Annotated in this window: 20 protein-coding genes and 1 riboswitch; of the genes, 3 read left to right on the top strand and 17 right to left on the bottom strand. The window is 60.1% G+C overall.

All coding sequences use genetic code 11. The annotated features are described in order from the left end of the window. Positions 1-67 precede the first annotated feature (67 nt). From ACZ1JM_RS09795 to ACZ1JM_RS09830, 8 genes are all read right to left on the bottom strand, one after another. On the bottom strand, positions 68-553 hold the full coding sequence (locus ACZ1JM_RS09795; protein ID WP_465134626.1) for a cupin domain-containing protein: 486 nt from the start codon (positions 551-553) through the stop codon (positions 68-70). A gap of 132 nt (positions 554-685) precedes the next feature. Further along, complete coding sequence (locus ACZ1JM_RS09800; protein ID WP_465134627.1) at positions 686-2,416, bottom strand: N-acyl-D-amino-acid deacylase family protein; 1,731 nt, start codon at positions 2,414-2,416, stop codon at positions 686-688. Positions 2,417-2,667: 251 nt separating this feature from the next. Further along, positions 2,668-3,843, bottom strand: a complete 1,176-nt coding sequence (locus ACZ1JM_RS09805; protein WP_465134628.1) for an amidohydrolase family protein — start codon at positions 3,841-3,843, stop codon at positions 2,668-2,670. Positions 3,844-4,154: 311 nt separating this feature from the next. Continuing rightward, positions 4,155-5,045, bottom strand: a complete 891-nt coding sequence (locus tag ACZ1JM_RS09810) for an AraC family transcriptional regulator (RefSeq protein ID WP_465134629.1) — start codon at positions 5,043-5,045, stop codon at positions 4,155-4,157. 135 nt (positions 5,046-5,180) lie between these two features. Next, complete coding sequence (locus ACZ1JM_RS09815) at positions 5,181-6,218, bottom strand: serine hydrolase domain-containing protein (protein WP_465134630.1); 1,038 nt, start codon at positions 6,216-6,218, stop codon at positions 5,181-5,183. Between the two features lie 43 nt (positions 6,219-6,261). Further along, positions 6,262-7,587, bottom strand: coding sequence for a spinster family MFS transporter (locus ACZ1JM_RS09820; protein WP_465134631.1), 1,326 nt, complete (start codon positions 7,585-7,587; stop codon positions 6,262-6,264). Positions 7,588-7,691: 104 nt separating this feature from the next. Further along, positions 7,692-9,368: a sialidase family protein gene (locus ACZ1JM_RS09825; RefSeq protein WP_465134632.1), complete on the bottom strand. Its 1,677-nt coding sequence runs from the start codon at positions 9,366-9,368 to the stop codon at positions 7,692-7,694. A 139-nt stretch (positions 9,369-9,507) separates the two neighbouring features. Continuing rightward, positions 9,508-11,580 (bottom strand): TonB-dependent receptor, encoded by a 2,073-nt coding sequence (locus ACZ1JM_RS09830; RefSeq protein WP_465134633.1) that lies wholly within the window; start codon positions 11,578-11,580, stop codon positions 9,508-9,510. A gap of 645 nt (positions 11,581-12,225) precedes the next feature. Here ACZ1JM_RS09830 and ACZ1JM_RS09835 point away from each other — a divergent pair. Both ACZ1JM_RS09835 and ACZ1JM_RS09840 read left to right on the top strand, forming a co-directional pair. Further along, positions 12,226-12,561, top strand: a complete 336-nt coding sequence (locus ACZ1JM_RS09835; RefSeq protein ID WP_465134634.1) for a hypothetical protein — start codon at positions 12,226-12,228, stop codon at positions 12,559-12,561. A 29-nt stretch (positions 12,562-12,590) separates the two neighbouring features. Next, entirely contained in the window at positions 12,591-12,776 is a 186-nt protein-coding gene (locus ACZ1JM_RS09840) for a hypothetical protein (RefSeq protein ID WP_465134635.1), read from the top strand. Here the strand turns inward: ACZ1JM_RS09840 and ACZ1JM_RS09845 are convergent. The 4 genes from ACZ1JM_RS09845 to ACZ1JM_RS09860 form a co-directional block, all read right to left on the bottom strand. Next, positions 12,760-12,876, bottom strand: coding sequence for an Arm DNA-binding domain-containing protein (locus tag ACZ1JM_RS09845; protein WP_465134636.1), 117 nt, complete (start codon positions 12,874-12,876; stop codon positions 12,760-12,762). The genes ACZ1JM_RS09840 and ACZ1JM_RS09845 overlap by 17 nt on opposite strands. 391 nt (positions 12,877-13,267) lie before the next feature. Then, on the bottom strand, positions 13,268-14,095 hold the full coding sequence (locus tag ACZ1JM_RS09850; protein WP_465135030.1) for a sigma-70 family RNA polymerase sigma factor: 828 nt from the start codon (positions 14,093-14,095) through the stop codon (positions 13,268-13,270). A 58-nt stretch (positions 14,096-14,153) separates the two neighbouring features. Then, positions 14,154-14,597: a hypothetical protein gene (locus ACZ1JM_RS09855; protein ID WP_465134637.1), complete on the bottom strand. Its 444-nt coding sequence runs from the start codon at positions 14,595-14,597 to the stop codon at positions 14,154-14,156. Next, positions 14,594-15,355: an SDR family oxidoreductase gene (locus ACZ1JM_RS09860; RefSeq protein ID WP_465134638.1), complete on the bottom strand. Its 762-nt coding sequence runs from the start codon at positions 15,353-15,355 to the stop codon at positions 14,594-14,596. The genes ACZ1JM_RS09855 and ACZ1JM_RS09860 overlap by 4 nt, the downstream gene beginning before the upstream one ends. On the opposite strand from ACZ1JM_RS09860, the gene ACZ1JM_RS09865 reads away from it, so the two are divergent. Continuing rightward, positions 15,239-15,982 (top strand): carboxymuconolactone decarboxylase family protein, encoded by a 744-nt coding sequence (locus ACZ1JM_RS09865; protein ID WP_465134639.1) that lies wholly within the window; start codon positions 15,239-15,241, stop codon positions 15,980-15,982. The genes ACZ1JM_RS09860 and ACZ1JM_RS09865 overlap by 117 nt on opposite strands. A 307-nt stretch (positions 15,983-16,289) precedes the next feature. On the opposite strand, the gene ACZ1JM_RS09870 is transcribed toward ACZ1JM_RS09865, so the two are convergent. From ACZ1JM_RS09870 to ACZ1JM_RS09890, 5 genes are all read right to left on the bottom strand, one after another. Next, complete coding sequence (locus tag ACZ1JM_RS09870; RefSeq protein WP_465134640.1) at positions 16,290-17,726, bottom strand: serine hydrolase domain-containing protein; 1,437 nt, start codon at positions 17,724-17,726, stop codon at positions 16,290-16,292. Between the two features lie 406 nt (positions 17,727-18,132). Beyond that, complete coding sequence (locus ACZ1JM_RS09875) at positions 18,133-18,975, bottom strand: hypothetical protein (protein WP_465134641.1); 843 nt, start codon at positions 18,973-18,975, stop codon at positions 18,133-18,135. Positions 18,976-19,626: 651 nt separating this feature from the next. Then, positions 19,627-21,753: a TonB-dependent receptor gene (locus ACZ1JM_RS09880; RefSeq protein WP_465134642.1), complete on the bottom strand. Its 2,127-nt coding sequence runs from the start codon at positions 21,751-21,753 to the stop codon at positions 19,627-19,629. A gap of 213 nt (positions 21,754-21,966) precedes the next feature. Beyond that, positions 21,967-22,215, bottom strand: a riboswitch (cobalamin riboswitch). Between the two features lie 114 nt (positions 22,216-22,329). Then, positions 22,330-22,881 carry an SUMF1/EgtB/PvdO family nonheme iron enzyme gene (locus ACZ1JM_RS09885; protein ID WP_465134643.1) on the bottom strand — a complete coding sequence of 184 codons (552 nt, stop codon included), beginning with the start codon at positions 22,879-22,881 and terminating at the stop codon, positions 22,330-22,332. Positions 22,882-23,028: 147 nt separating this feature from the next. After that, on the bottom strand, positions 23,029-24,690 hold the full coding sequence (locus ACZ1JM_RS09890; protein ID WP_465134644.1) for an arylsulfatase: 1,662 nt from the start codon (positions 24,688-24,690) through the stop codon (positions 23,029-23,031). Positions 24,691-24,713 lie beyond the last annotated feature (23 nt).

A 24,713-nucleotide genomic window follows, 5' to 3' on the forward strand; every position in this document is an offset into this window, starting at 1 on the left:
CGGAGCGCCAGTGTAAGGCCCGGCACCGCTGTCGCCTGCTCACGAAACGCGGGTCGACATCCCGCACTTATCCGATCCGCGGTTTGAGAGCATCGGCGCTGTTCAACACTGCCGCCATCACGCAGACTTGATCGCTTCGATTGCTCCAGGCATGGTTGGTGCCGCGCTGCACGATGACGTCACCCGGACGCAACAGCACCTCGCCCTGCTCCATGACGCAGTAAATTTCTCCGGAGATTATCGCGACATAATCTAGCGTATTGGTCTGGTGCATGGCCGGATGCGGCTCGATGGCCGCATCTCCGACTGGTTCATCCGCCGCATCCGTTGATTGCTTGGCGTCGATTTTGGCCAGATACTCCCGATCCGGCGGGATATGGACAATGCGAAAGACGTTCCCGCCGACCGCCGGTTCGAGCGAAAACTCGTCCGGGCCATTGTCCGGTCGCGCATTGTCGGATGGCAACGCCTCGACACGCCAGACGTCGTTGACAGAGAAGTCCGCCACCCACAGCGCGGCGTTGGCACTACAGCTGGCATCGCTGACGATCACAGATTTCCCGTGCACGTCATGCCCGGTGACCACTCGGCGAGTGAACCGCACGGGAGAAGGAGGGGACACACTCATCGTCGATCATCCTAACACGAGGCAGTCTTATACAAATTACCAGAATATTGCGCTGCTTCAGGCGACAACAACCTCCTGCGGCCCACGTACCAGACGGCCAGGCAGATCGCCGGTCGGCTTGCCATTTCTGTACACCATCTTGCCGCTGACGATGGTCGCGACATAGCCATCGGGATCGTCGATCAGGCGACTGCCCCCGCCCGGCAGATCGCAGACGACATAAGGCCGGCTCACGTTCACTCGGTCGTAGTCGATGATGTTGAGGTCCGCTTTATATCCGGCCTCGATGACACCGCGGTCGTTGAGACCGACCGCTCTGGCGGTATCCTGCGTCAGAGCTTTGATGGCCCACGCCAATGGAACGGTCCCGGATGTGCGGTCACGGGTCCAGTGGCTGAGCAGGAAAGTCGGATAGCCTGCATCACAGACCAGGCCATAATGCGCCCCGCCATCGCCCAGGCCAAAGATGGAATGCTCGCTCACCATCATCGCGCGCGCCGCATCGAGATTACCGTCGGCATAGTTGACGAAGGTCAGATAGAGCATCGCATGCCCGTCGTCCCGAAGCATGACCTCATATGCGAGTTCCTCCGGTGAAATACCCTGCGCCTTCGACAGGTTTTCCAGACTTTCCTTGACGTTCGGTTCGTAATTCGGGCGCTTCTCCAGAATATACATGTGCGCAAAATCCCGCACCGAATTGAAGAGGACGTGGCCGTCGTCGACAGGCTCTTCGGCGAGCAGGCGGGCGCGAACCTCCGGCCGGGCAAGCTCGCGCACGCGCTCGTCATGGGGAAGGTCCGCCAGTTTGCGGTAGGAGGGGCAGAATACGAACGGATGGGTGGAAAGGGACAAGCCCATCAGCACACCCGGCGCTCGTGGAAAGACCTGCACGCTGACCTGCGTGCCTTCCTTCTCGTTAGAGTCGGCGATCAGCTTCAGATGCTCGCTCCAGGCGGTCGGGTCCTCATGAATCTGCGTCAGCGTCAGCATCACCGGGCGGTCGGATGTCTTGGCGACATCGATGAAAAACTGGATTTCACCCCGCATCATATCGGCCGCGAAGTTTGGCGTGACCTGCATCACGCCGCGACCCGCTTCGGACAGGGCACCCGCGATTGCCTGCATCTCCGCCTTGTCCGTTTCGAAACTCGGGATGCGCTCACCACGCGAATTATGGTGGTGCTTCGTCCGGGATGTAGCGAACCCCAGCGCACCTGCCTGCAACGCCTCGCGCACGATCTGGCTCATCTTGTCGAGGTCGTCGGCGGTCGCAGCCTCCCGGCGAAGCGCGCGATCACCCATTACATAGACGCGCAGCGGCGAATGCGGCAGATAGGCACCGACATCGACGTCCCTGGGTCGCTTTTCGAGTTGATCGAGATATTCTGGGAACGTCTCCCAATCCCATGTCAGCCCTTCCCGGATAACAATTCCGGGAATGTCCTCCACTCCCTCCATGAGGGTCACAAGCTCTTCGCGATCTTTCGGGTGGCATGGTGCGAAACCGACCCCGCAATTGCCCACGATTGCCGTCGTCACGCCGTGCCGCGAGGACGGGATAAGTCGGTCGGACCAGATTGCCTGGCCGTCATAATGGGTGTGCACATCGACGAAGCCGGGCGTAACCAGCATACCAGTCGCGTCGATCTCCGTGGTCGCCGACCCTTCTACAGCGCCCACGAAGGTGATCTGGTCGCCGACTATGCCGACGTCGGCAATCCTCGGATCGGCACCCGTACCATCGACGACAGTGCCATTTCGGATAATAAGATCGAAGTCCGCCATTTCAGCCTCTCTTCCAGTTGTTGCAAGGTCGCATCCCGTCGCCTTCACTCCATCCGTTGCTAGAGTTGGGAGGCTATTTGCCCCGGCTTACGTGGTGCGCCTTGTATATTCGGCTTTTATTTATCGTGCGGCGGGTGCAGCCCGCCCACTTCGGACCGGGATCGTGGTCGGCCTATTCGCAGAACCACGACCATTCGGTCTTCATAGTCCAGGCCCGCACATCGACGGGCCCGGGTCACCGCTCGCTCGGCTCAAGTGTCGAGCCCGTAAAGTTTCCGCGCATTACCGCCCAACACTTTGCGCGCATCCTCGATACCGAGAGCGTCTATGACGGATTCCATCGAATGCCGACTATATCCGAATGCGCCTTCCAGATGGGGATAGTCGTTGGCCCACATAATCCGGTCAACCCCGATATGATCGATGAGCCGCAATCCGAGCAGGTCGTTCTGGAACGTCGCGTAGCAGTTATTGTGCCAGTAATGGCTCGGCCGGTGTTTCGGACGATAGTCCATCACTTCGTCATGGCAGTCGTAAAGCAACTCCGCATCCTGGAGCACCGGCGGAACCCACGCGATACCACCTTCTGCAAAAACGATCTGGAGATTGGGATGTCGGTCGAAAACACCGGAAAACACCAGCTCCGCGAACAGCTTCCTGAACACCCCGAACTGAATCATCGCTCCGGTCGAGACCGCTCCGCGACCGTTCAGCGAGAATCCTTCGCCGATGTGAAAGCTCACCGGCAGTCCAGCTGCGGCAACCTCCTCCCAGAGCACATCCAGTTCAGGGGAGTTGAACGCCAGAGGCTGGCCATCGGCGCCCTTGCCGGGAATGCGTTGCGAGATCATGAAGGTCTTGAAGCCAAGATCCTTTATCTGCTGAACCGCGGGAGCGATCTTTGACGGATCCCACCAGTTGCTGAGGATCGCCACACCGAAAAAGCGTTTCGGATATCGGGCAAACAAGGCGGCGATATGCTCGTTATAGATCCGATAGACCTGCGACATGATGGCGGGATCGGAATGGCTGAAGCCGAGAACCGATTGGGGATAGATGATCTCCTGTTCGACACCCTCGATCGACAGATGCTCTGCGCGCAGGTCGAGGTCCGCCCCGCCCGGCCCCATCGCAAATCCGAAAACTTCCTTATATCGCTCGTCTAGGGCCGCCATCGCTGGATTGGTCTTGAAAAGCTCCGGATAACCGAGATGCCAATAACGGTCATGCCAAACTCTGGGAGCCTTTTCCTTCAGTTCCTCGGGAAAGCGCGAAAAGAAGATATCTTCGGAGAGGTCCCAATGCCCGTCTGCGGAAACCACGCGCAGATCGCTCGGGAGGTCCCGCGATCCTTCGCCCTGTGGTGTGCGCTTGGGGCTGATGGGCCGGTTGGCTGTCAGGGGATTAACGAGGGTCTCGACGCCCATGCTGCTTCCTCTCTTGCATGTACTCGAACCGGGGAGGCCGGGCCGGTGCAATTTATTGATTAAACATCTTACCCTGAAATCCGGGACAATCTATGCGAGCCGCTCCAGATAATCCCATCGATCGTCCAAAACCCCTGCCGGATGGTGAGCAAAGTCCAACGACTGCCCTGCACATCCACGGTCCCACGGGTCGATTGCCGCTCTTCGGAAGTGGTTGCCCATGCCAGACGAGACATGGGGGGGGCAGCGAGTGGCGCAGCGATGGAAGTCGTGGCCGAGCGTGAGCCGTCCCCGTTGGACAGTGGCGATCTTTACGATTTGCCGAAAAAGCTCGGGGCACATCCATTCCGTCTCCGGAAGGCATTGCTGAACGCAGCGCCCGACTGATAACCGACAGATCGTGCGATGATTTCGAGGGGCTGGCGTCCCAGCGCAAGAGCGTCTCGCGCCAGGCACATCCGCCAGCTGGCGAGATATTCCATCGGACTGCACCCGACCACCTCGGCGAACCGCTTGGCGTAGGCGGATCGGGACATCCCGGCAGAACGCGCCAGTTCCGAGACTGTCCAGCCATGGGTCACGTTCGCATGCATCGCGCTGAGGGTACGCGCGACCCGCACGTCATGCATACCCGCCAGGAGACCCACCTGTACTGCGCCACGTTCGAGATCGTGCCAGCGCAGGGATTCGATCAACAACACCTCAAGGAGCCGCCCGAGGACCACCTCGCGCCCTGGCCGTTTATTGAAATATTCGTGCGTAATCAGGTTGATGATCGAAGCGAGATCTGTGGTGTCGCTCTCCGACGACCGGATATAAAGCCGATCGGGCAGGAGTTCCAGCAACGCAGGCGCGTTTTGCGGATCGATGCTGAATGCACCGCCCAATATGCGCACATCAGGCGAATCTTGCGACTCACCATAATGCAGGTCACCCGCCGAAAATGGGGTGCCGTTGCACTCTGCACCGAGGTCGCTTCGCAATTTGAAAGGCTGCGAGGTCCGAATGAGAAGAAAATCCCCGGGCTCCAGCATCCGGTCGTTGCGCGGGGAATTCTCGAATGTGATCCAGCATCTGCCCTCCAGGACGATGCAGAATGTCGGCGCGTCGTAACCGACAAACCGCACCCCCCACGAGCCGGACCCGGTGATATGCTTCACCACCACCGCATGTGGCCGCAACAGGCCGACGATGTCGCTCAACGGATCCGTCATACTCGCCTCCACCTCCCGACCCGACCGCGCATTCCCTGAAAGCGCAGACTTTCGGCCATGGCGAACATCCCTAGGCACGCTTTCGCCGGGAACACAGAAAGATCGGGCCCGCCATCGCCCTGTTCAAGATACGCAGGCCCTGTAGATCGGATCAAGGTAGGTCAGGTCGACTTCATCCCCCGCTATGGGCGCAAACTGCTCGGGAAAAGCACCGACGAGGTTGGCTACCACGATTACCGCCGTTCCTTCTGGATACAGGACCACCTGCGCCTTTGCGCCTCCCACCGCAGCCGGGAGTATTCCACTGGCGCTGCGACCCACGATCCAACCGATGCCCCAGATGCCGGGACGCCCGTCATGCCCCGGCGTCGGGGTCATGAGCGTGGCCAAGCTGGCGCTTCGTTCGAGCAATGTCCCATTGTGTAGACCGATGACCCAACGCGCCAGGTCTTCCGCCGTGCTGTGAACGCCGGCCGACGTACGGAGCATCGCCGGGCAGTTCATATGACAGTTCGACACTATGCTGCTGGCGCTGCCGTCGGAACTGACGCTCATGTAGGAGTCGGCGCGGTTCGGGATCAGATCGCGGTCTCCGGCATATCGCGAATGCGACATATTTGCCGCATCGAACTGGCGTTCCGCGATGAACGTCGCGAAAGGTTTGCTGCTCAGCCGGTCGATAATCCGCCCGAGAAGAGCATAGTTGGTCTGGACGTAACGATAGCCTTCGCCCGGCCTGAATTCGACGGGCAGCCGATTCGCGGCCTGCCACGCCTCTTCCTCCCCGCCACCCCCGATCAAACCGGTGGAAAAATCCTCGGCTATCGTCATGATCTCCGGCACGCCCGACGTGAAGGTTGCGAGCTGGCGGACGGTGATCGCTTCCCAGGCGTCGGGCAGGTCGTCCAGATACCGGGATATCGGCGCGAGAAGATCGAGCTCTCCGGCCTCCACAAGCTGCATGAGCGCTACACCCGTAAATGCCTTTGCCATCGAGATGACGGAGAATATCGAATGATTTGTCGCCTCGACGCCATGTTCCAGATTGGCGATGCCGAAAGTCTCGCTATAGGAAATCCGCCCTTCCTTGACCACCGCAACCTGCATCGCGGGAGAATTGCGCTGCGCCATCAGCTGCCGGACATGATCGTCGATCGTCATCTTCTGCAAACCTTCCATATTCACTGATATCGGTCCCGCAATCCTATCGGGACATGGCTGCATTCGTTTCGACGTCGCCAGCATGATCCAGCACGGCCATATGACGAGCGGCTCGAAGCATCAGGCCACCCCCGGCAAACATCACCACGAACAATATCATGATGGACCATCTCAGCCCCTCTCCGGTCCCATAGGTCGGTGCAAGGCTGTCGCTGATGACGCCGGCGAGAAACGGACCCAGGCCAAGACCGATGAGATTGGCAAATAACAGAACGATCGCAACCGCTGTCGCACGCCTGCTGTTGTCGCAGGCGAGCTGAAGAGACGAAAACAGCGGGCCATACATGACATTGAGCAACGTAATGCCAAAGAAGAGACCCCCCGCCATGGCCGGGAGCGTCGATCTTGAGAAGGCGAACTCGAAGACAGGCACCGATGCGATCATCGCCCAACCCGCTATCTTCGGGATGTTGGCCAGGCTCGTCTTCGCCCCGCGATTGGCTATCCAGCCGCCGAGGAGATTGCCGAGCAGCGCGCCGGAAATCGCAATCGCCCCGAAAGTCGAGCTTGCCGCTTGCAGGCTTACGTCGAACAACCGCATCATCAGTGAGACGACAAATACGATTGCGCCGTATCCCATGAAGAAGTGAATGGTGATCGCCGACAGGATGCAACGATAGGCTGGAGACTGGAATAACGCTTTGACAGTTGTGTGGAGAGGCTCGACTATCGACTGCGGCACAACTTTTGTCCGTGGATCACGCAGCACGAGCAAACAGATCGGTCCGAGCACGAGACTGGCCGCCCCTACGAAGATGAAGGCATTGCGCCAGCCATAATGCTGCGCGATGTAGCCGCCCAGGATCAGTCCAACCGCATAGCCGACGGCCGACGACGACATCAGGAAGGACATCGCTCCCGCGCGTTCCTGCGGCGGAAAATAATCCGCGATCAAGCTCTGCGATGTGGGAAGCGCCCCGGCCTCGCCCGCACCGACGCCGAGCCGCGCGAGCATCAATTGCCAGAACGACTGCGTGAACCCGCACGCTACAGTCATTGCACTCCACACGACCAGCGAGACCGAGAGAATGAGGGCGCGATTACCCCGGTCGGCCAGTCGCGCTATGGGAACTCCCAGAACGGCATAAAACAGGGCGTAGACAATGCCGCTGAGCAGGCCAAGTTCGGTATCGCTGACGACGAATTCCGATTTGATCTGGGGAAGCAGGACTCCGACGATCAAACGGTCGATGTTGCTGGACGCCGTTGCCAGAAAGAGAATGAACAAGAACAGCAGGCGACGCGGCTTGGAGTACAGTAGCCAGGGCTGATCGGGCATACCCACGGAACGATCCTCATCAGCATTCATATTCAGATCCCCGCCAACCGTTTTTATCGATATTTCGAGGCAACACGACCGATCCGCACCAGTCGCCGTAGATTATGCCATGTGCCGATCCGGGGGCAGGAACCTCACTTGAAAACAAACTGGCCGATCGGAATACGGCTGTACCAAACCTGTTGCTCTCCGCTTCTCGCGTCGCCCCAGCCAATCGCCACACTCTGCCCGTCGCCGGTGATATAGGAGAAGCTGTCTATACAGCCACTCAAGACCCCGCCCAGACATTGGGGCGAATATTTGCCCGACTTACTGCTGATTCGGAGAGGCGCGCTGAACTCCACGCCATCGCTGGTCTTCCTCCCCATAGCAGCCCACATATCATATGATGTCGTGGTGAGGTCCGGCGTGCCGTTCCAGGTGCGCCACGCCAGCAGCAACTGACCGGACGGGCTGTAGGAAAACCACCGGTTGAACCGTTTGCGCCGCGGTGTTTCTGCCACGACGGCCGGGCCCCGCCACGTCAGGCCGGAGTCCACCGTCGTATAGACTTGGTTTTCCGTTTCGTCCGCACCGAGCGTGAGTATGGCGAAGCCGCCCTTGGCGGTCGGGTCGGCCGCCACGAAGAGGACTCCCGCATTGGAGCCCCCTTCGATAGAAGCATTGACCGTGGGGACGACATCGCGGCGCCATGTCGCGCCCCCGTCGCGCGTCGTCGCGAGGACGACACATCGCGACCGGCAGCCGCCGGACGCAGGATCCGCAACATAGGCCACGGCCAGAACGCCGTTCGCGACCGCTATGTTGGCGCTGTTCAGTCGAGGATTACGGTAGAAGGCTTGGGGATAGGTCGGGGAGTCGATCGGGTGGATCGTCCCCCAGCTATTGCCCTTGTCCTTGGACGTTACGACGAAACGCTGCCTGTTGCCGCCAATTTTCGTGGCCGAGAAATATATCGTCCCGGAGGATTGATCGACCGCCAACTGGGGACGGTCGAAGACACCCGCCGGTTCCGGCGAGCCCGGCGCGTAGCGATAAGTGCCCGTCCCAGGCGTTCCCAGCGGGCGCGGCAAGTCGGTCCAGCTTTTACCTCCGTCCGTCGAACGGGCCAGCATCGTCGTCCCGTAGAATTCGATACAGACCTGCGTATGTCGAGCACCCAATACCGCGTAAATCGGAAGGCTGCCGGTCGGGCAGCCCGGTGGGTCGCCTGCACGATTGTCATACCCCAGAAACGCCGCGCCACCCGCGTAGAGGGTGCCATCCGGGCCATAAGCCGCCACACCATTGGCGCATTGGCTAAGCGTGAAGCGAGTCTTTTGCTTGTAGGGAAGAAAGGCCGGCTTCCACGTCGCCCCTTTATCGCTCGAAATCATTCCGCCGCAGGAGTGCGGCGGGGACGGCTCGAACGATAATGCCGGATCGAGCGACCCGGTATATTTCGACGTCGAATATGCGACGAAGACTTCGTCGGGGTTAACCGGGTTAATAGCCACCTGTGGCTCGCCCGACTGATATCCGGGCGCGTTCACCGGACCGGTCACGTCGAGCTCCAGCCGAGCATCGCCTGGCGAATTCGGCGACGAGGCCGCGGCCTTCGGACCGCGCACCGGGGCGCATCCCGCAACGGCCGAAAACAGCAATACGGCTCCCGCAGCAATGCCGGACGACCGCAATCCCGGCATTCCGCGCCCGAACTTCGCCACGCCTGAGATTTTCACATTGTTACAGGGCATGAGGATTGCCTCTCCGATGTCCGCTCGATCCGGTAAAAAACGAGAAGTTGGTGATATCTCCAAGGCAAAACGCATCCAATCCCATCAAAAGCCAATCGATGATCATGTGGACGGCGACGCACTGAACGATGTGCCTCGGCCTCTCATGTAGCCGCCGTCCAGACAGTCCTCCTGTCCGCATCGCCGTCGCCAGCTACACACGGACATACAACACTTAAAATTTATGCTGGAACTGAAGACCGATCGTTCTCGGCCTGACCCTGGATTTATACTCCGGCACACCGAACGGAAATAACACCACCCCATTCTCGTTGAGCAGGTTGTCGACGAACAGGCTGGCAGTCCACCCGCTCGGCGCCTCGACGCCGATATTCGCGCGCGCCAGGGTAATCGCGTCGCCCACGCCCACCTCTTTATTGGCGAGAACCAGACGATAGGTCAGCGGAGAGGTGTGGTTCACCGAGGCATCCATACGCAGCTTGTACCCTGCGCTTCCGATATCGGTCACATAATTCACGAAAGCGCCCAGCGTGTACTTCGGCGAATTGTTGAGCCGGTCGCCCTTTTCGAACAAGACCGTCCCACCCGACACGACAGTACCGTTGATGTGAAGATCGTTCACGCTCAAGGTGCCGCCGAAGTCCAGCCCCCTGAAGGGATGAAGGGTTAACGAAAGATCGGTGCCGACGCCGGTTGCTTTGGGTCCGTTGACAAGGGCAGTGAACGGCAACGGACCGATCAGAACCGTGGTCGAAAGCTGTACGTCTTTCCAGTCGATGTAGTATAAGGCTGCTTCGTAGCTGACAAAGCCGTCGAAGAGACGTCCTTTCGACCCGATTTCGTAATTTGTCAGCGTATCGGGACCGAGCTGCGGAAACGTCGGATTGGCCAGGATCACCACCGGAAATTGCTGCGTACCGCTCCTGAACCCTTGAGAATAGGAGGCGTAGAAATTCAGCGTGTCGGACGGTTTGTAGGTCAAAACGGCACGGGGTGTAAATTTTTTGAACTTGTCCGCGCGGCTGATCAACGGCGTGCCGATTATGCCATTCGCAGGATAATTCTCCTGAAGCTCCACCTTGTCGTGAAAATATCGCGCGCCAGCCGTGATCTCCAGCTTGTCGTCGAACAGCTTTCGAGTGACCTCGCCGAAAACGGCATAAGCATTCGATGTATCGGACAGGTCGGTTGGTATGGTTATCGCCGATCCGAAAAACGCGCGATCCTTGACATGCCTATAGCTTCCACCCAACGACCACAACCACGGCCCATCGCTATTGGAGTTCAGCAGAATCTCCTGGTTGAACGTCTTCGACCGGTTGCGAACGGTTTGGGTCAGGACGAGCGGAAAGGTGAACGGTGTAAAGTCGTTGATCGCGTCATTGCGATAGTTCACATATCCCGTCGAGCTCGTCGCCGTGAACCCGCCAAAATCATAAGAAATCTTTGCGCCGTAGATGTCGTAATTTGTCTCGAACGGCAGCGCGACGGGGGCGGTCGACCGGTATGGGAAATCGCCCTGCGGGGGATCGTCATATTTCGACCGCGAAATCCAGGCCGACAGGACGACGGACAGTTGTTCGGTCGGCGCAGCGTTGACCTTTACCCGCAGCGTCTTGGTATCGGAGTCGTTCGCGTCCTTTTTGCCCGGACGGCTGATCCAGCCACTGCCATGATCGTAGCCGACCACCGTGCGCACAGCCAGCTTGTCTTCGATGAGAGGGATGTTGAGTGCCGCATCGCCGCGATAGTTGATGCCGCCTTCATGAGTCGAAGACACCGACGCCCGGGTCTTGAGTTCGAACCTGCTCAGATCGGCATCCTGCGTCAGGACACGAATGACGCCGTTAAGGGCGCTCGCTCCGTATAGCGTACCCTGGGGACCACGAAGAACCTCAACCCGATCGAGGTCGTAAGCGTTTGAGTCGGGCGCAACGGCATTTCGCACAAAGCCGAACGCCGCGGTGTCGAGATAATAGGCGACCGGGCTGGAGCCGTTGAAATAGGGTCCGCCCGCCGATACACCGCGGATGGTCAACTGAGTGCCGCCGCCCTGGACTGCGTTCGTAATGGCCGTACCTGGAATGCGCCGAAGCAGTTCGGATACACCTTCATTCGATTTGTCTGCGACCAGAGAACCCAGGACCGAAATAGAAATCGGGACCTGTTCGAGCTTCTGCTCGCGTTTCTGGGCGGTGACCACAATCTCGCCAACGGCATCTGTTTGTGCGGCGTGATCTACGCTGGCCGCACCCCCCGATGGCTGAGACTGTGCGTGCGCTGGCATTGCAGCCGTCAGGCACGTCAATGCCAGACCTGCACACCCACCAAGATAAGACCACTGTCTGGCATGTCTCTGCATTATTGCGCTCCCCTCTGATTATTCTATTTACGAAAATTCGCGCTGTTCATCAGTATTTGCCAGCGGGTATTGCCGCTGGCCGATCCAGTCGCGGAAACGAAGAAGAAGACTTCGCCGATTTTATTCCGGACAAGCCCGTTTTTAGGTACCAACCATGGTCCTCTTCGTTAATGCATCGGGATCAATTACTGACTGAAAGAATATAACTGCGGATTCTCGCGTCACTTTTGATTGGGTTCATCCTATCTCGAAGACTAGGACAATCTATGCGAGAAGCTCCAGATTATCATATCGATCATCCAAAAAATGCTCAATTGGAACTGGACCGGATCACCGGACGCATTTTGATGCGGCTGCAGCAGATATGTGTCCGCCTCGGCAGGCGCGGATGTTGGAGCAGAGCGACTAGGCCACCGTATCGCGCCGCCACGGGCGCTCGGTCCAATACGTTCGACCGGGCAGATAGTTTAGGTCCTAAACATCTACTGGTTTGATGCGCAGCCCCGCTCCCTTATTCCCGATCCGGTAATCAATATGGAGAGACAAACGCGGGCAACGGAACCGCGCCAGTTGAAGACTGCGGCGGATCACGCGTTCGACCCACAGGATCCTGCGACAGTGCACAACCCCGGCCCCGCCTATTCGGAGCTTGCCGCGAAACGCCCCTTCTATCGCTACGAGGGCAAGGATTTCCCATATTATATCGCGAGCGATTATAAGGAAATTCGCGAGAAAGTCCTGTGGGACAACCCGATCTGGTCTTTCAAGTGGGGAGACGGCCCGAGCGATTGGGAGCATTTCAGCGATTTCGGCATATTGACCGACCCGCCCTTTCACTTCGACTATATGGCGGCGATGCGTAAAGGCATGGCCCGTCCCAGATCAAGGTCTATCGTCCCCGGATAGAGCAGATCACCGACGAATTGCTGGACGACATGACCAGTGCGTCGGTAAAGCAGGGCAATTTTCACGATCTCTGTGCCCTTCCCCTGCCCGCCCGTGTCATCTGCATGCTGCTCGGTTCGGATGAAAGCATGTATCCCGAGTATAAGCGGTGGGGCGACGCACTGGTCGCGTCTCTGAAGCGCCTCATCGCGTCTTTCTCTAGCGTCCCAGGCTGACGTCCGGCCATAGGCCAAGATGCAGTGTCTTCTGCTTACCGAGATGGCGGAAGCTCAGCTTCCATAGCTTCGAGCCATTGGGCTGAACGGTAAGGAACACGCTTTGCCGGTCAGAGAGGTTAAATGCCTTGTCGGAGGGCTAGGCGGCGGTGATCTTGATATGAGGCAGCATCATATGAGTCCCAGCAAAGCCGGGTCGATCCACCACCGACAAAAACCCCAACAAATGTTGGTGTTGTAGCTGGATTCCGGTGGATATCGCCGGACGGTCAGTCGGCGATTTTCCATCGAATTATGCTGTAAAACATGCTGCTTGCTGGACAATCCCGGATTGTACCGGGAGCGTTTCTGGTGCCAGAAGAGGCCGAAGATGGGCGCTCAAATCATGGAGAAATTTCAGTCTCACGCGGCTAGCGGCCGGTAGCTGACTATCCGATCCTGGGTCATCAGGCTAAAAAAGCTGCCGTCGGCTTCCGACCAATTCACGACCTTCAGTGGCTGTGCTGCGGATGACCGTCTGTGCCGAAAGCTGCCGCCACATGGCGGAGCTTGTCAGGATTACGAACTATATAGATCCCCATGATGCGGCCATCGCGTACATCAAGCGCAGTGGTCTGGAGCACGTTGCCTCGATCGATACTGATGTAGCCGGGCAGGCCGTTAATGATCGCAGTGCGTAGCAGCGTCGGCATTGAGGTATACTTCCGACGCAGCCCGGCGAACAAGCGAAGCGCTCGGTCGATCCCGCGCACCACATTGCGGAAAGCGATGACCTTGCCGCCGCCATCGGAATGGATCTCGACGTCGCGCGCCAGCAGTGTTGACAATCCGACCGTGTCACCGTCGCGAGCAGCAGAAAAAAAGGCTCGCGCGATCTGATCGGCCTCCGTCGCCTCTACGGTAAAACGTGGCCGCGCATGCTGCACGTGCTTGCGTGCGCGCGAGGCAAGCTGTCGCACGGCTGTAGGTTCGCGCCCCAATGTCGTCGCGACATCAGTCAGCGCCATGTCGAACACGTCGTGGAGCAGAAAGGCAGCACGCTCCAGCGGGGACAGGCGCTCCATGGCGAGCATCAGAGTGAGCGTCACGTCATCGGCGATCGCCTCCTCCGCCTCGGTCGTTCCCATGAGCGGTTCGGGCAGCCAGGCCCCGACGTAGGTCTCCCGGCGCGCGCGGGCCGACTTGAGCTGGTCGAGGCAGAGACGCGTGACAACACGGGTCAGATACGCCGCCGGCGTGTCAACGCTCTCCGCCCTTGCCGCCCATCGCAGCCAGGCCTCCTGAAGGACATCTTCCGCCTCGCTGACCGATCCGAGCATCCGATATCCGAGACGCAGCAGTCTTGGCCGCTCGGCGTCGAAATCAGCGAGGCGTCCGTCAGTGCGTGGCACGAGAGTCCTCCATCGGATGCGACCGGCGACTGCCGCTTACCGCATCGCGCCACGCCCACAGGGCGAGAGCGGCCGTCAGTATAGCCGGAAGTGTCACTGCGGGAAAATCCTGAACCAGCGCGCCCGTCCCGCAGATGCCTACCGCCACCTCCCAGAAATGGAACAACGCGTGGCCCCCAAGCCAGAGTGCAGCGAGGGACCACAGCGTGACGCGCGCCGCCGACCGCGCGGCACCGGTCAGCATTGCGATACCGACTAGAAGGAAGATCAGTCCGATATCGCGCAGGAAGTGCTGGTTGAACGGGCCGGTGGTAGTGACGCCCGGGACCGCGAAGTACCAGTTCGCAGGCGAGATCAGCATGAACAAGCCATTGGCTATGGCCCCGAGACCGAGCGCTACGGCCAGCGCGATAGGAAGGCGCCTGTTCATGCCGCCTGCCCCTGCGACTGAGCGGCAAGCCACGCATCAAAACGCGTAGGCGTGATCCGCGCGTCCTCTCCAGGCACCAGCGTGTGGTCGTAGACGGGCGCGCCGAAATAGTTGCGATCGTCGGTGATGACGATCCGGCGCGGATCATCTCGCGCGCCAAGCCAGCTGGCGGTGAATTCCACGAGCGGCGCGCGCTCGGGTCCCGCGACTTCGACGATGCGATCTGCCGGATCAGACGTCGCTATCTCGGCAAGCAGGGCTGAGATGTCGGCGGCAGCAACCGGCTGGAGCGCAATGCCCGGCAAATGCGCAGCGTCGCCCTGCGTATAGCCGTCCGCGATGCTTGACAGAAATTCGAAGAACTGGGTGGCCCGCACGATCGTGTAGGGAACGGCGCCGGCGGCGATCAGCTGTTCCTGCGCTAGCTTGGCACGAAAATAGCCCGAAGCTTGTAGGCGATCCGTGCCGACGACCGAAAGCGCGACGAAGTGGCGCACCCCGGCGTCGCGGGCCGCTTCCAGCAGGTTCGCCGTGGTGCCGCGAAAAAAGGCGAGAGCGACCGCGTCCTCGAACGAAGGAGCATTGCTGACATCAACTAGCACGGCAGCATCTGTTAGTGCCCGAGCCAAGCCTGTGCCGGTTTGGGCATCAACGCCGGTGCTGGGCGATGCGGCGACGACCTCATGGCCCTCGGCCCGCAGCAGTCCGACGAGGGGCCGACCGATCAGTCCGGTACCGCCGATGATAACGATCTTCATGTCCATGTCTCCAATGCAGGTGTCTTCCTGCATGACGAGATGGCCGCCTCCGGTGTGACATGGGACATCGGCGAGAACGGAAAATATCTGCGCCATAATGTCACGATGCACCGGCGTACCTCGTCAAGTCAGCGAGCGCCGGTGCTTGGCGCCGATTACGAGGAAAGCAGTATGACCGAGATAAAGCGTTTGAACTGGTCGGAAATCGCACCCGAGGGCGCCAAGGCTCTGTTCGGTATCCATCATTATGTGACCAAGAAAACGGATCTTCCTGAAGAGCTGATCCATCTAGTCTTTCTACGAGTGTCGCAAATCAATGGCTGCGCCCACTGCATCGATATGCATACGCGCGATCTGCTCAAGACCATGGCGATCGACAAGGTTGCCCTCGTCCCCGTCTGGGCGGAGGTGCCGCAGCTGTTTTCTGACCAGTATCGGTCGGCGTTGGCCTGGGCGGAGGAAGTGACCAATGTCAGCACAACCCATGCTTCGGACGAAGCCTATGCCGCCGCTGCCGCCGTCTTTGCTGAAAAGGAACTGGTTGATCTCACGCTAGTGATCGCGGCAATGAACGCGTTCAATCGCCTCGGCGCGCCATTCCGCCTGCCGGTCGCCGCGAAGCCATAGGCTCGCAAAAGGGGGGAGCATGCCCTTGCTTCCCCCTTCGGCAGCACGTGACCAAGCCTCGCTGTTCGGGAGTGAGGGCACGTACGTCCGCTTGTACCATGATCTGCCGTCCGCTTGCCGCCGGGCTGTCCGGCGGCAACGCCGCCAATGTAGGATCCCTGTGTCCACGGGCGTGTCCCCTGAACCGGCCATGCCGGAAAACACCTGATTACCGTCAGCCCTGCGGCTTTCCCACAAACGATGGTAAAACAAGAAAGTGTGCGCCCACCCGATCACCTCTAAGCCGGCAGGGTTATAGCACCACTAATCAGATGTTGCGAAAGCGGTAGATACGGCCGTCAGGTGCGTAAGCGAAGCTTGCATGGCGTGCCCGGCCATTGCGCGTTATTCTGTAGCGCCGGACGTGGCCGCCAGGTTCGGCATGATGCCCGACAAGCCGAAAATCGATACCCGTCGTGTTCGCTCCAAGCTTGAACGGCACTACGACGCCAGCAGCTGGACCTTTCATCAGCGCGGAGATTTCGGGGGTGAACAGGCCCGGGTCCAGTGGCCGGTCGCCACGTGTCAGCAGGGCCAGCGCCTGCGCCGTAACCTCCGGCGCGTCGTCCTGGGTCGGAACCAGCCCCAGCGGGGTGGATTCTGGAGCAACGAACTCCGCCAGCATCAGGCAGGCCTCTTCAATGAACCGCCCAGCTGGTCCGCTTTCGATGTTGACCATGACGGTGACCGCAGTCCGGGTAGACGGCGCGCGCCAGGCGAAGGTCAGAAAGCCCGTCACACTGCCGGAATGGTACTGAACCGCCCGGCCATTGATCTCATCGGTGAACCAGCCCGCGCCATAGGCTGCGCTGCGGCCCGAGGACATAAGGGCCGGACGCACCAGTCTTGCAACCGTCGCTGGCGATGGGACAGGACCAGCCTGGAGTGCATGTTCCCATCGCGCCGCGTCGCGCGCCGACATCAATACCCCGCCGTCAGCCGATTGCGAATAGTCGGAACTCATGCCAACGGCGTGCCGCGTGATATTATCTTCCAGTACGTAAGGCTCCGCGCGTCCTGCAATCACGGCACTTGCGTCGTCCACCCGGGCATCGGACAGGCCGGCACGCCTGAGCAGCCGCTCGGTCACGAGGTCGCGATAGGATTTCCCGGTAACATCGGCCAGCAGATAGCCGAGTAGCACGTAACCGGTATTCGAATAGGCCCAGGCATGGCCCGGTTGAAAGTCGAGCGGGACGGCAGATACGCCAGTGAGAAAAGCCTCGCGCGTGATCGGGCGGTCGGCGTCGAACCCGGGCAACCCTTCATAGTCCGGCACCCCCCCGGTGTGGCTCAACAAGGCGCTGATGGGAATCGCAGCAAAGGCGTCCGGAAGGCCTCGCGCATAGCGCCCGACCGGACCATTCAGATCGATCGTCCCGGCTTCGGCCAACTCGAACACCAGAGCAGCCGTAATTTGTTTGCCCACTGATCCAAGATGGAAAAGCGTCTTCTCGTTTGCGGGAACTTCGAACGGCAGGGAGGCCGTGCCCAGACCTGCGGCCATCATCGTGACGCCATTATGCACGACCGCTATTCCCGCAGCGGGAATCCGCCTATCTCGCATCATCTCCTGAACGCGATCAAGCACCTTGGACGGTAATCCGCTTCCTTGCGATGCCATCCCGAAGCCTGGTGTGGCTATTACGCCGGCACCTACGGCCATCACGGATCGACGGCTCCAGCCACTCATATTCTTGGTCAATCTCGATCCTTATCACGACGAAGCGGTCAAACCTATTTAACGCGCCGTCATAGCCATTCCCACAGGTAGCGGGAGAGTCGCTCTGCCGACCACGCCGACGGTCTTCTGTAGGCTTCGCATTTCCAAAACCTGTTCCAATTGCAAAATCCCGAAATGCCCTCACGGACATTGGGAAATGAGAAAGCCATGGTGTCGCAAAACATGTGGAGAACGGCGGCTATCGCCTGATTTCCGGCAAGCCAAAAAGCTGCCATTCAGCCATCGACCTAATTACCGCCTTTCAAACCTCCATTTCCAATTAGCAGACCATACAGTCTCTGTGAGCCGATTGATTTCACTGCTCCGATCATCATCGACCTGTCGACAAAACGCCCATATACTTATGTTGCTAGAGGCGATTCCGGGTTTAAGTTCGGAAAAGACGTCTCCAACCAACAACGATACCGCTGATTGAAATAAGGAGGCAAGCACCTGACAACAGCCAGATCAGAGTATGCCGCATCGGCGGCCAGATCAGCAGCCATGGGAAATCCAGATTGTGCAGCGCGCTAAACAGCCAACGATAGCTGCGAGCACCTGATCCAACCTGACCCAGTAATGCGCCAGTGGCTGGATCGATATGCAACCATGTTTGCGCAGCGTCGTCGAATTTGAGCCGCAGCACGGGCAGCGGTCGGCTGTCGTCCCGCACATTTCCAGTCGAATACCAGTAGCGATCGGGACGTTTCAGCCGATCCACGCCGGTCAGCGTCGAGCCGGGCATGGCGGCCTGTGCAGCGATGAGGATCCGGCCCTCATCCATCGACATTTGCTGCCCCGTAAGACCGTCCAGCAACTGGGGCTTTCTTTCGCCCCATAAGCTGACGACCGGCCGACCACCAACATAGGTGAAGCGAGCCTCGCGCGCACCTGTGGCTGCCCGCGTCAGCATCGCCACATTAGTAGCAGGAAAACCGGGGCGCGCTGCGCCATAGAGCCTTGCCACATCGCCACCCGCCTTGTCCCGCAATCCACCCCATGGGCTCATGGACAGCCAGCCGCTGAACACCCAGGTGATGACGAACAACCCGCCCGCCAAGCCCGCGACATGATGCCATTTCATCCAGCCGCGATAGGGGCTGACCGACCCTGATTTGTAGCGATTGCGGAGCCGGACCCGCAACAGGCCGATCCAGACGCCGGCAATCGCCCCCAGCAGTCCGATGCCTGACGTCCACAGGACTGTCTGGCGCCATGGTTCCTGAAACACCCGCAACACCTCGAAATAGATCCAGTGCGGGATGCGCCCAACCAGTTCCAGAATCGTTCGTGTGCGGTCGTATTCTGCACGACCTCACCGGTTTTTTGGCTGATGTAGACGTCGGTCGCTACGGCATCGGCAAGCCTTACCCGCCAGAACGGGGCCATCGCCATGTAGGCGCGCGTGACCACCCATTGGTCATGGTCAACAGTAGTAATAGAGACTGTCGGTGCGCCGGTAAGGGCGGAGGCAATCGCCTCCGCACGCGGCGCATCGATCTGTGTGATTTCATCGCCCGTTCGCGCCGACACGGCGCGCCGCCCGTCGGGCGTAACGAACCGATAGACCGGTCCGCCACCCGTCATGCCAAGCCGCATTTCGGTAGGAAATGCAGCCAGATTCAGTTTCGCCAGTGCCCGATCCGGACCAACATGCACCTGTTGCCATTCGATCGGCGCTGCCGTCGCAACCCGTTCCTCAGCGCGGAAGGAGGGGAAGGACACGTAGAGCATGACCAATCCGGAGAAGAACCAGATAGCAAACAACAGACATAAGGCGATGCCCACCCAGCGATGGAAGACATAAAGCCAACGCTTCCCATTCTTGGTCCAGGCGGTCAGCGAGAGTGGCGACTGCCTTGGCCGGGTCATGATTGCTACTTTAGAAAGCGACATGAAGGGTCGCCTCCACCGTGCGAGGATCGCCCAGCACCCATTGCGACGCCCCATAGGTCGCACGCGCATAGATTTCGTTGAAGATGTTGCGCACCCGTACCGCCGCACTCGCGCCTTCAATGAACTTCCAGCGGATACCGGCGTCCGTCAAGGTGTAAGCGGGGACGACACGGCTGTTGGCCGCATCCTGATAACGTTTGCCCACATAGCTGACACCCCCGTCGATGACCCAGTCATCGGCGAACGACCAACTGACGAACGCATTGGCGCTTTTCGTGGCGACATTGCTGGGGCGGTTGCCTGCGCGCTGGAACAGAACCCCGCCCACCGATTCCGCAAAATCGTCGTAGCGCGCACGCAGCAGCGCACCGTTGAGGGTAAGGCTCAAGCGATCGATCGGCTCCAGGAACAGCGACGCTTCGACACCGCGAGAGGATTGTTCGCCGACCTGTACCTGGATCGTGGGGATCAAAGGATCGGATGTCAGCAGCTTGCGCTTGACGATGTCATACACCGCCAATGTCCACTGGCCCCGGCCCCCCCAGAAAACATGCTTGATGCCCGCTTCATATTGCCGACCGGTGGACAGGTCGAAATCACTCTGCGCCACACTGGTCGATACCAGTGCTCCAACAGGATCGGCTGCGGTCGCATATTGGCCGTAGAGCGCGAGCGTCGGCACGGGATTATAGACGGCCCCGACCCGCCACGTGACGGCGTCCGGCGTCGACGTGAAATTGTTCGCCGCGTTGACATAGTCTGTCTTTGTAATCTTAGGCCGGTCGTAGCGCAGGCCGCCAACCAGAGAAAATTGCTCGCTGAACTGCAGCCGATCTTCGGCAAATATTGAATATTGCCGGATCCTATTGGTGTAACGGGGCTTGGTAGGCGCGTTGGCCTGGTGGAGGAAAAGCGTGAAAGCCGGATCCTTCACATCGACCAGGCGGGTTGCGTTATTGCCGCTGTTGCTGACATTCTTGTAGCTGATACGGTTGATGTCAAAGCCGACAACCATCTGGTTCTCCATCCCGCCCAGCCTGTGGGTGAGATTGGCGGTCGTCCGGTTCCCGGTCTGCTTCTGGATATGATAGAGTTCCAGGAAGCTGGATTGCTGAATTTTTGCGGTGCTGGTCGCCGTCGCAGGCACATAAGTGACGTTTTCGGCATTCTTCCAATATTTGTTGGCCCACAGATGATAGAAGGTGCTGCGTATGGTCAGCGCATCGGATGCTGCCCATTCGATTTTTGCCTGGCTCCAATTGTCGCGGAAGCGCAGCCGGGCATCGTCGACATTATAGTTGTTCCGGCGCAGCGATCGGTCCAGCTTTCCGTTGACCAGCGGCACGCCGAACCACGTCCGCGGATTTTGGTTACTATGGTCGTGGGACAAGGTGATGGAGAGCGCATCCGTCGGCTTCAGGTGAATGGCCCCCGACAAGGCGATCGCGTCAGAATCGCCGCGGTCCATCCAGCCTTCGGATCGGCGATAACTTGCATCGGCCCGGAAGCCGATGGCGTCCGTGATCGGCCCGCCAGCGCCCGCCGCGACGTTCAGACTGTCGAAGGATGCAATGCCGATGCGGCCGCTGACCTCTATCTGTTCAGAGGGCTGCTTGCGCACGACGTTCACCGCGCCGCCAATGGCGCCCTCACCATATAGAACGGAGGCTGGTCCACGCAGAATCTCCACGCTTTGCGCCATCCACGGGTCAGCCGGGAAGGTCAGCGTGTTGTTGTACATCCGCATCCCGTCGTAGAGCGTCATAACCGAATTCTGCCCGGTGAAGCCGCGGGCGGACAGGCCATAGCCGAAGACCCCGGATGTGTTGACGATACCAGTAGCGCGCGCGGCAGCATCCTGGATGGTCAGATCGCCCCGCAACCGGATCGCGTCGCCATCGAGCGTTTCGACGCTGGCTGGCATTTCGAGCGGTGTAAGCCCAAGGCGACTGGCTCCTTCGGTCTTCAGATTGAGCCGAAGCGGATCGACCACACCCGTCACGATGATGGCGTCAGGTGTGGGATTGATGTCTTCCGCCGGTGTCTGGGCATAACCAGCGGTCGGCAAGGACAGACCAACCGCAGCGAGCATGACGTTCTTGAAATACTGCATATAACCCCCGTTCGTTTCGCGGCGCACCTGTTGTGAGGGGCGCCAAGTGACAAGTTACGAACGGTTGGAGATGTGGTGGCGCGAAGAAGGAACGGTTGCCGCAACGTCGGGAACGCGCACCCAACCGCCCGGATTCCCGCACTTGCAGGTCCAGCCGTTCGTTCGTCGCTCAGACGGAGTTCACCGTGCCGCGGCCATCCCCTGGACCAAGGCAAGAGCGACCAGACGCCGGCAGGTCTCCTGGCTCATGGGTCATCGCTTGATATACGGCCTTCCCAGGCCTCGCAGGATTTAGCGTCCGGCCCAGTGGCTGGCGGTTGGGGCACAATGCCGTCCGCACATGTATATCGCGCTCGCCACTTACAGTTGCAGGGACAGCTGCGGCATAGGATTCTTGCAAGGACCCGCACCGCATTCCCTTTTAATCCCCGTTTCCGGGGAACCGACGCGATCTATGTCTGTATCCTGCCGAAGCAGAAAGAGACGGCGCTTCTTATGACGCTGAATATCGTTTCGCAAGTGACTGTCGTTGCCCGTCGGAATAAGCCTCCCCAGGCTGACACCAGAGCGGAGGGTCTAAGTGGTGAACGCCCCGGTCATTCGGCTCGAAACAGCCTGCCGGCGCCAGACCCTTAAAGCCGTCAGCGCCTGTGTCACGGATCGGGAAAGGGCCTTCCCACACGTTGGCGCGCGCCCTGCCGTCGGAGTGAAAAGCCCAACTGGTCGGATTGCGCGGGCCGTCCTACCGGCCGCGCGCGGCCTGTTCCATTGCGCTTCAGTCGGCAACGCGCCACCGGCCCATCGGGCATAAGCTTTCGCATCCTCGCGATCGACATGGACCACCGGGTCGTTTTCATGGCCTTGCAGATTAGTGTCCGGCCCCTGCGGATGGCGCCAGTTCCCACCCTTTACCAGGCGCCACCAGCGCGCAGCATTGTCGAGCGGCACAGGTGCGAGCGGCTGAACAAAAAGGGCAGACGCCCCCTCATGTTCGGCGCGGGTCTGATAGCCCGTCGCTGCAACGAAAGCCGCAGACTGGCGATTGGTGACTTCGTGGCGGTCGATCCAGAAGGCGGCGGTCGTTACCCTATTGCCCGGGCGGCCGGGCCCGTCCTCGCCGAGGAGCACCGCCGGCAGGAACGGCGATGCGGTCGTCCCGGCTGTCGCATTGCGACGGCGACACAGTCGGCGCTGGCGATCCTGAGCCGCCGACGATCGCAGCCAGAGGCGCAGCGATCAAGGCCATGGACCGGGTGGGAAGCCGGATCCGCATCGTCAGTCCGCCCCCCGTGGTGGGCCTGGATGAGTCAGGGGATCAGCGAGCACCACGCCCACGCGCCTGGCGTAATCATTCCAGACGCTAACCAGGGCTGCCTTGCGGGCCGGCTCAAGCGCCGAAAGGTCGCGCGTTTCGCCGGGATCGGCGGCGACGTTGTACAGGCGCCACTTCCCGTCGCTGATATCGGTGATCTTCCAGTCACCGTCACGGATGGACCGCGAATTGAACAGTTCGGAGCCGATCGGCTGTCCCGCAGCATAAACCGGCGCGCCGGTTTGCAAAAAGGATTTCCAGCTTCGACCGTCGATCGGCTGGGCCGTCGCCCCTCGCGCGGAAGGCTGCGGAATGCCGGCGAGATCGAGAAAGGTCGGGGTTACGTCCGTGACATGCGTAAATGCGCGGCCAATCTGCCCTTTTGGCACCGCAGGCCCGGTGAGGAAGGCTACGGAACGGGTGCCACCTTCCGTGGCATAGAGCTTGAAGCGATAGGATGGCGCGGTCGCCGCCTGCGCCCAGCCTTCGCCATAGGTGGCGTAGGATGCCGCGTTGCCGATGTCTTCGGGCGCCTTGACGGGCGGGACCATGTCGCGCAGCATTTTCAGCCCCGATCGGCTGGCTTCCATGCCTTCGGCACCATTGTCGGACAGGAAGAGGATGATGGTGTTGTCCAGTTCGCCCGTTTCCTTCAGCGCACCGACCACTTGGCCGACGGCAGTGTCGAGCCGATCCACCATGGCCGCATAGACTTCCATCTTGCGTGCCTCGATCTGCTTGTCGCGCGGCGACAGCGTCTCCCAGGGTTGGGCGTCCACCAACGGGTGCGGCTGCACCGATGCATCGATCAGGCCGAGTTCCCGCTGCCGCTTCAGTCGCGTGGCCCGCAGCACCTCATAGCCCGCATCATAGCGCCCTTTATATTTGGCGATGGTTTCGGGTGGAGCCTGCAAGGGGTAATGCGGCGCGGTAAAGGCGAGATAGGCGAAGAACGGCTTCTTGCCGTCCGAACCGGAACGCGTGCTCTTGATTTGCTCGACCAGCTTCTGCCCGAAATAGTCGGACGAATAGAAGTTGGCCGGTATGGTGACGGGCACGCCGTTTTCGCGATAGGTCGGGGCATATTTCGGGTTCGAACCCATGCCCCCGCCAAAATGATTGTGGCCGCCCTGCGCCAGCGAAAAGCTGAGCTGGAAGCCACGGGCGTGCGGGTCCTGGTCGGGTTCGACGCCCAAGTGCCACTTGCCGGAGTAAAGCGTGCGATAGCCCGCCGCGCCCAGTCGCTCCGCCAGCGTCGGCGCGTCGGCGCGCAGATAGCCTTCGTAGCCAGGATGGCCTGTTTGATTGGGCGCCATCACTTCGGCCATGGCGCCCAGCCCGACCCGGTGACTGTCGCTGCCCGTCAGCAGCATGGCCCGCGTCGGCGAGCAGGCGGGTGCGGTGTGGAAGCCGGTCAGACGCAAGCCGGACTGCGCCAGCTTATCCAGATTGGGCGTCTCGATCTCGCCACCGAACGCGCCCAGATCCGAATAACCCAGATCGTCGGCGACGATGATGAGGAAATTGGGCCGGCTCTTCGCTGTCGATTCCCGCGCGCCGCCGGTTCCCATCGTCATGGCTGCCAGGGCGACTGTTGCGGCCAGACGGCTGATGATATTTCTCATATCGTCCTCTGCTTTGCTGCTGC

The sequence above is a fragment of the Novosphingobium sp. BL-S-24 genome, assembly GCF_055521575.1.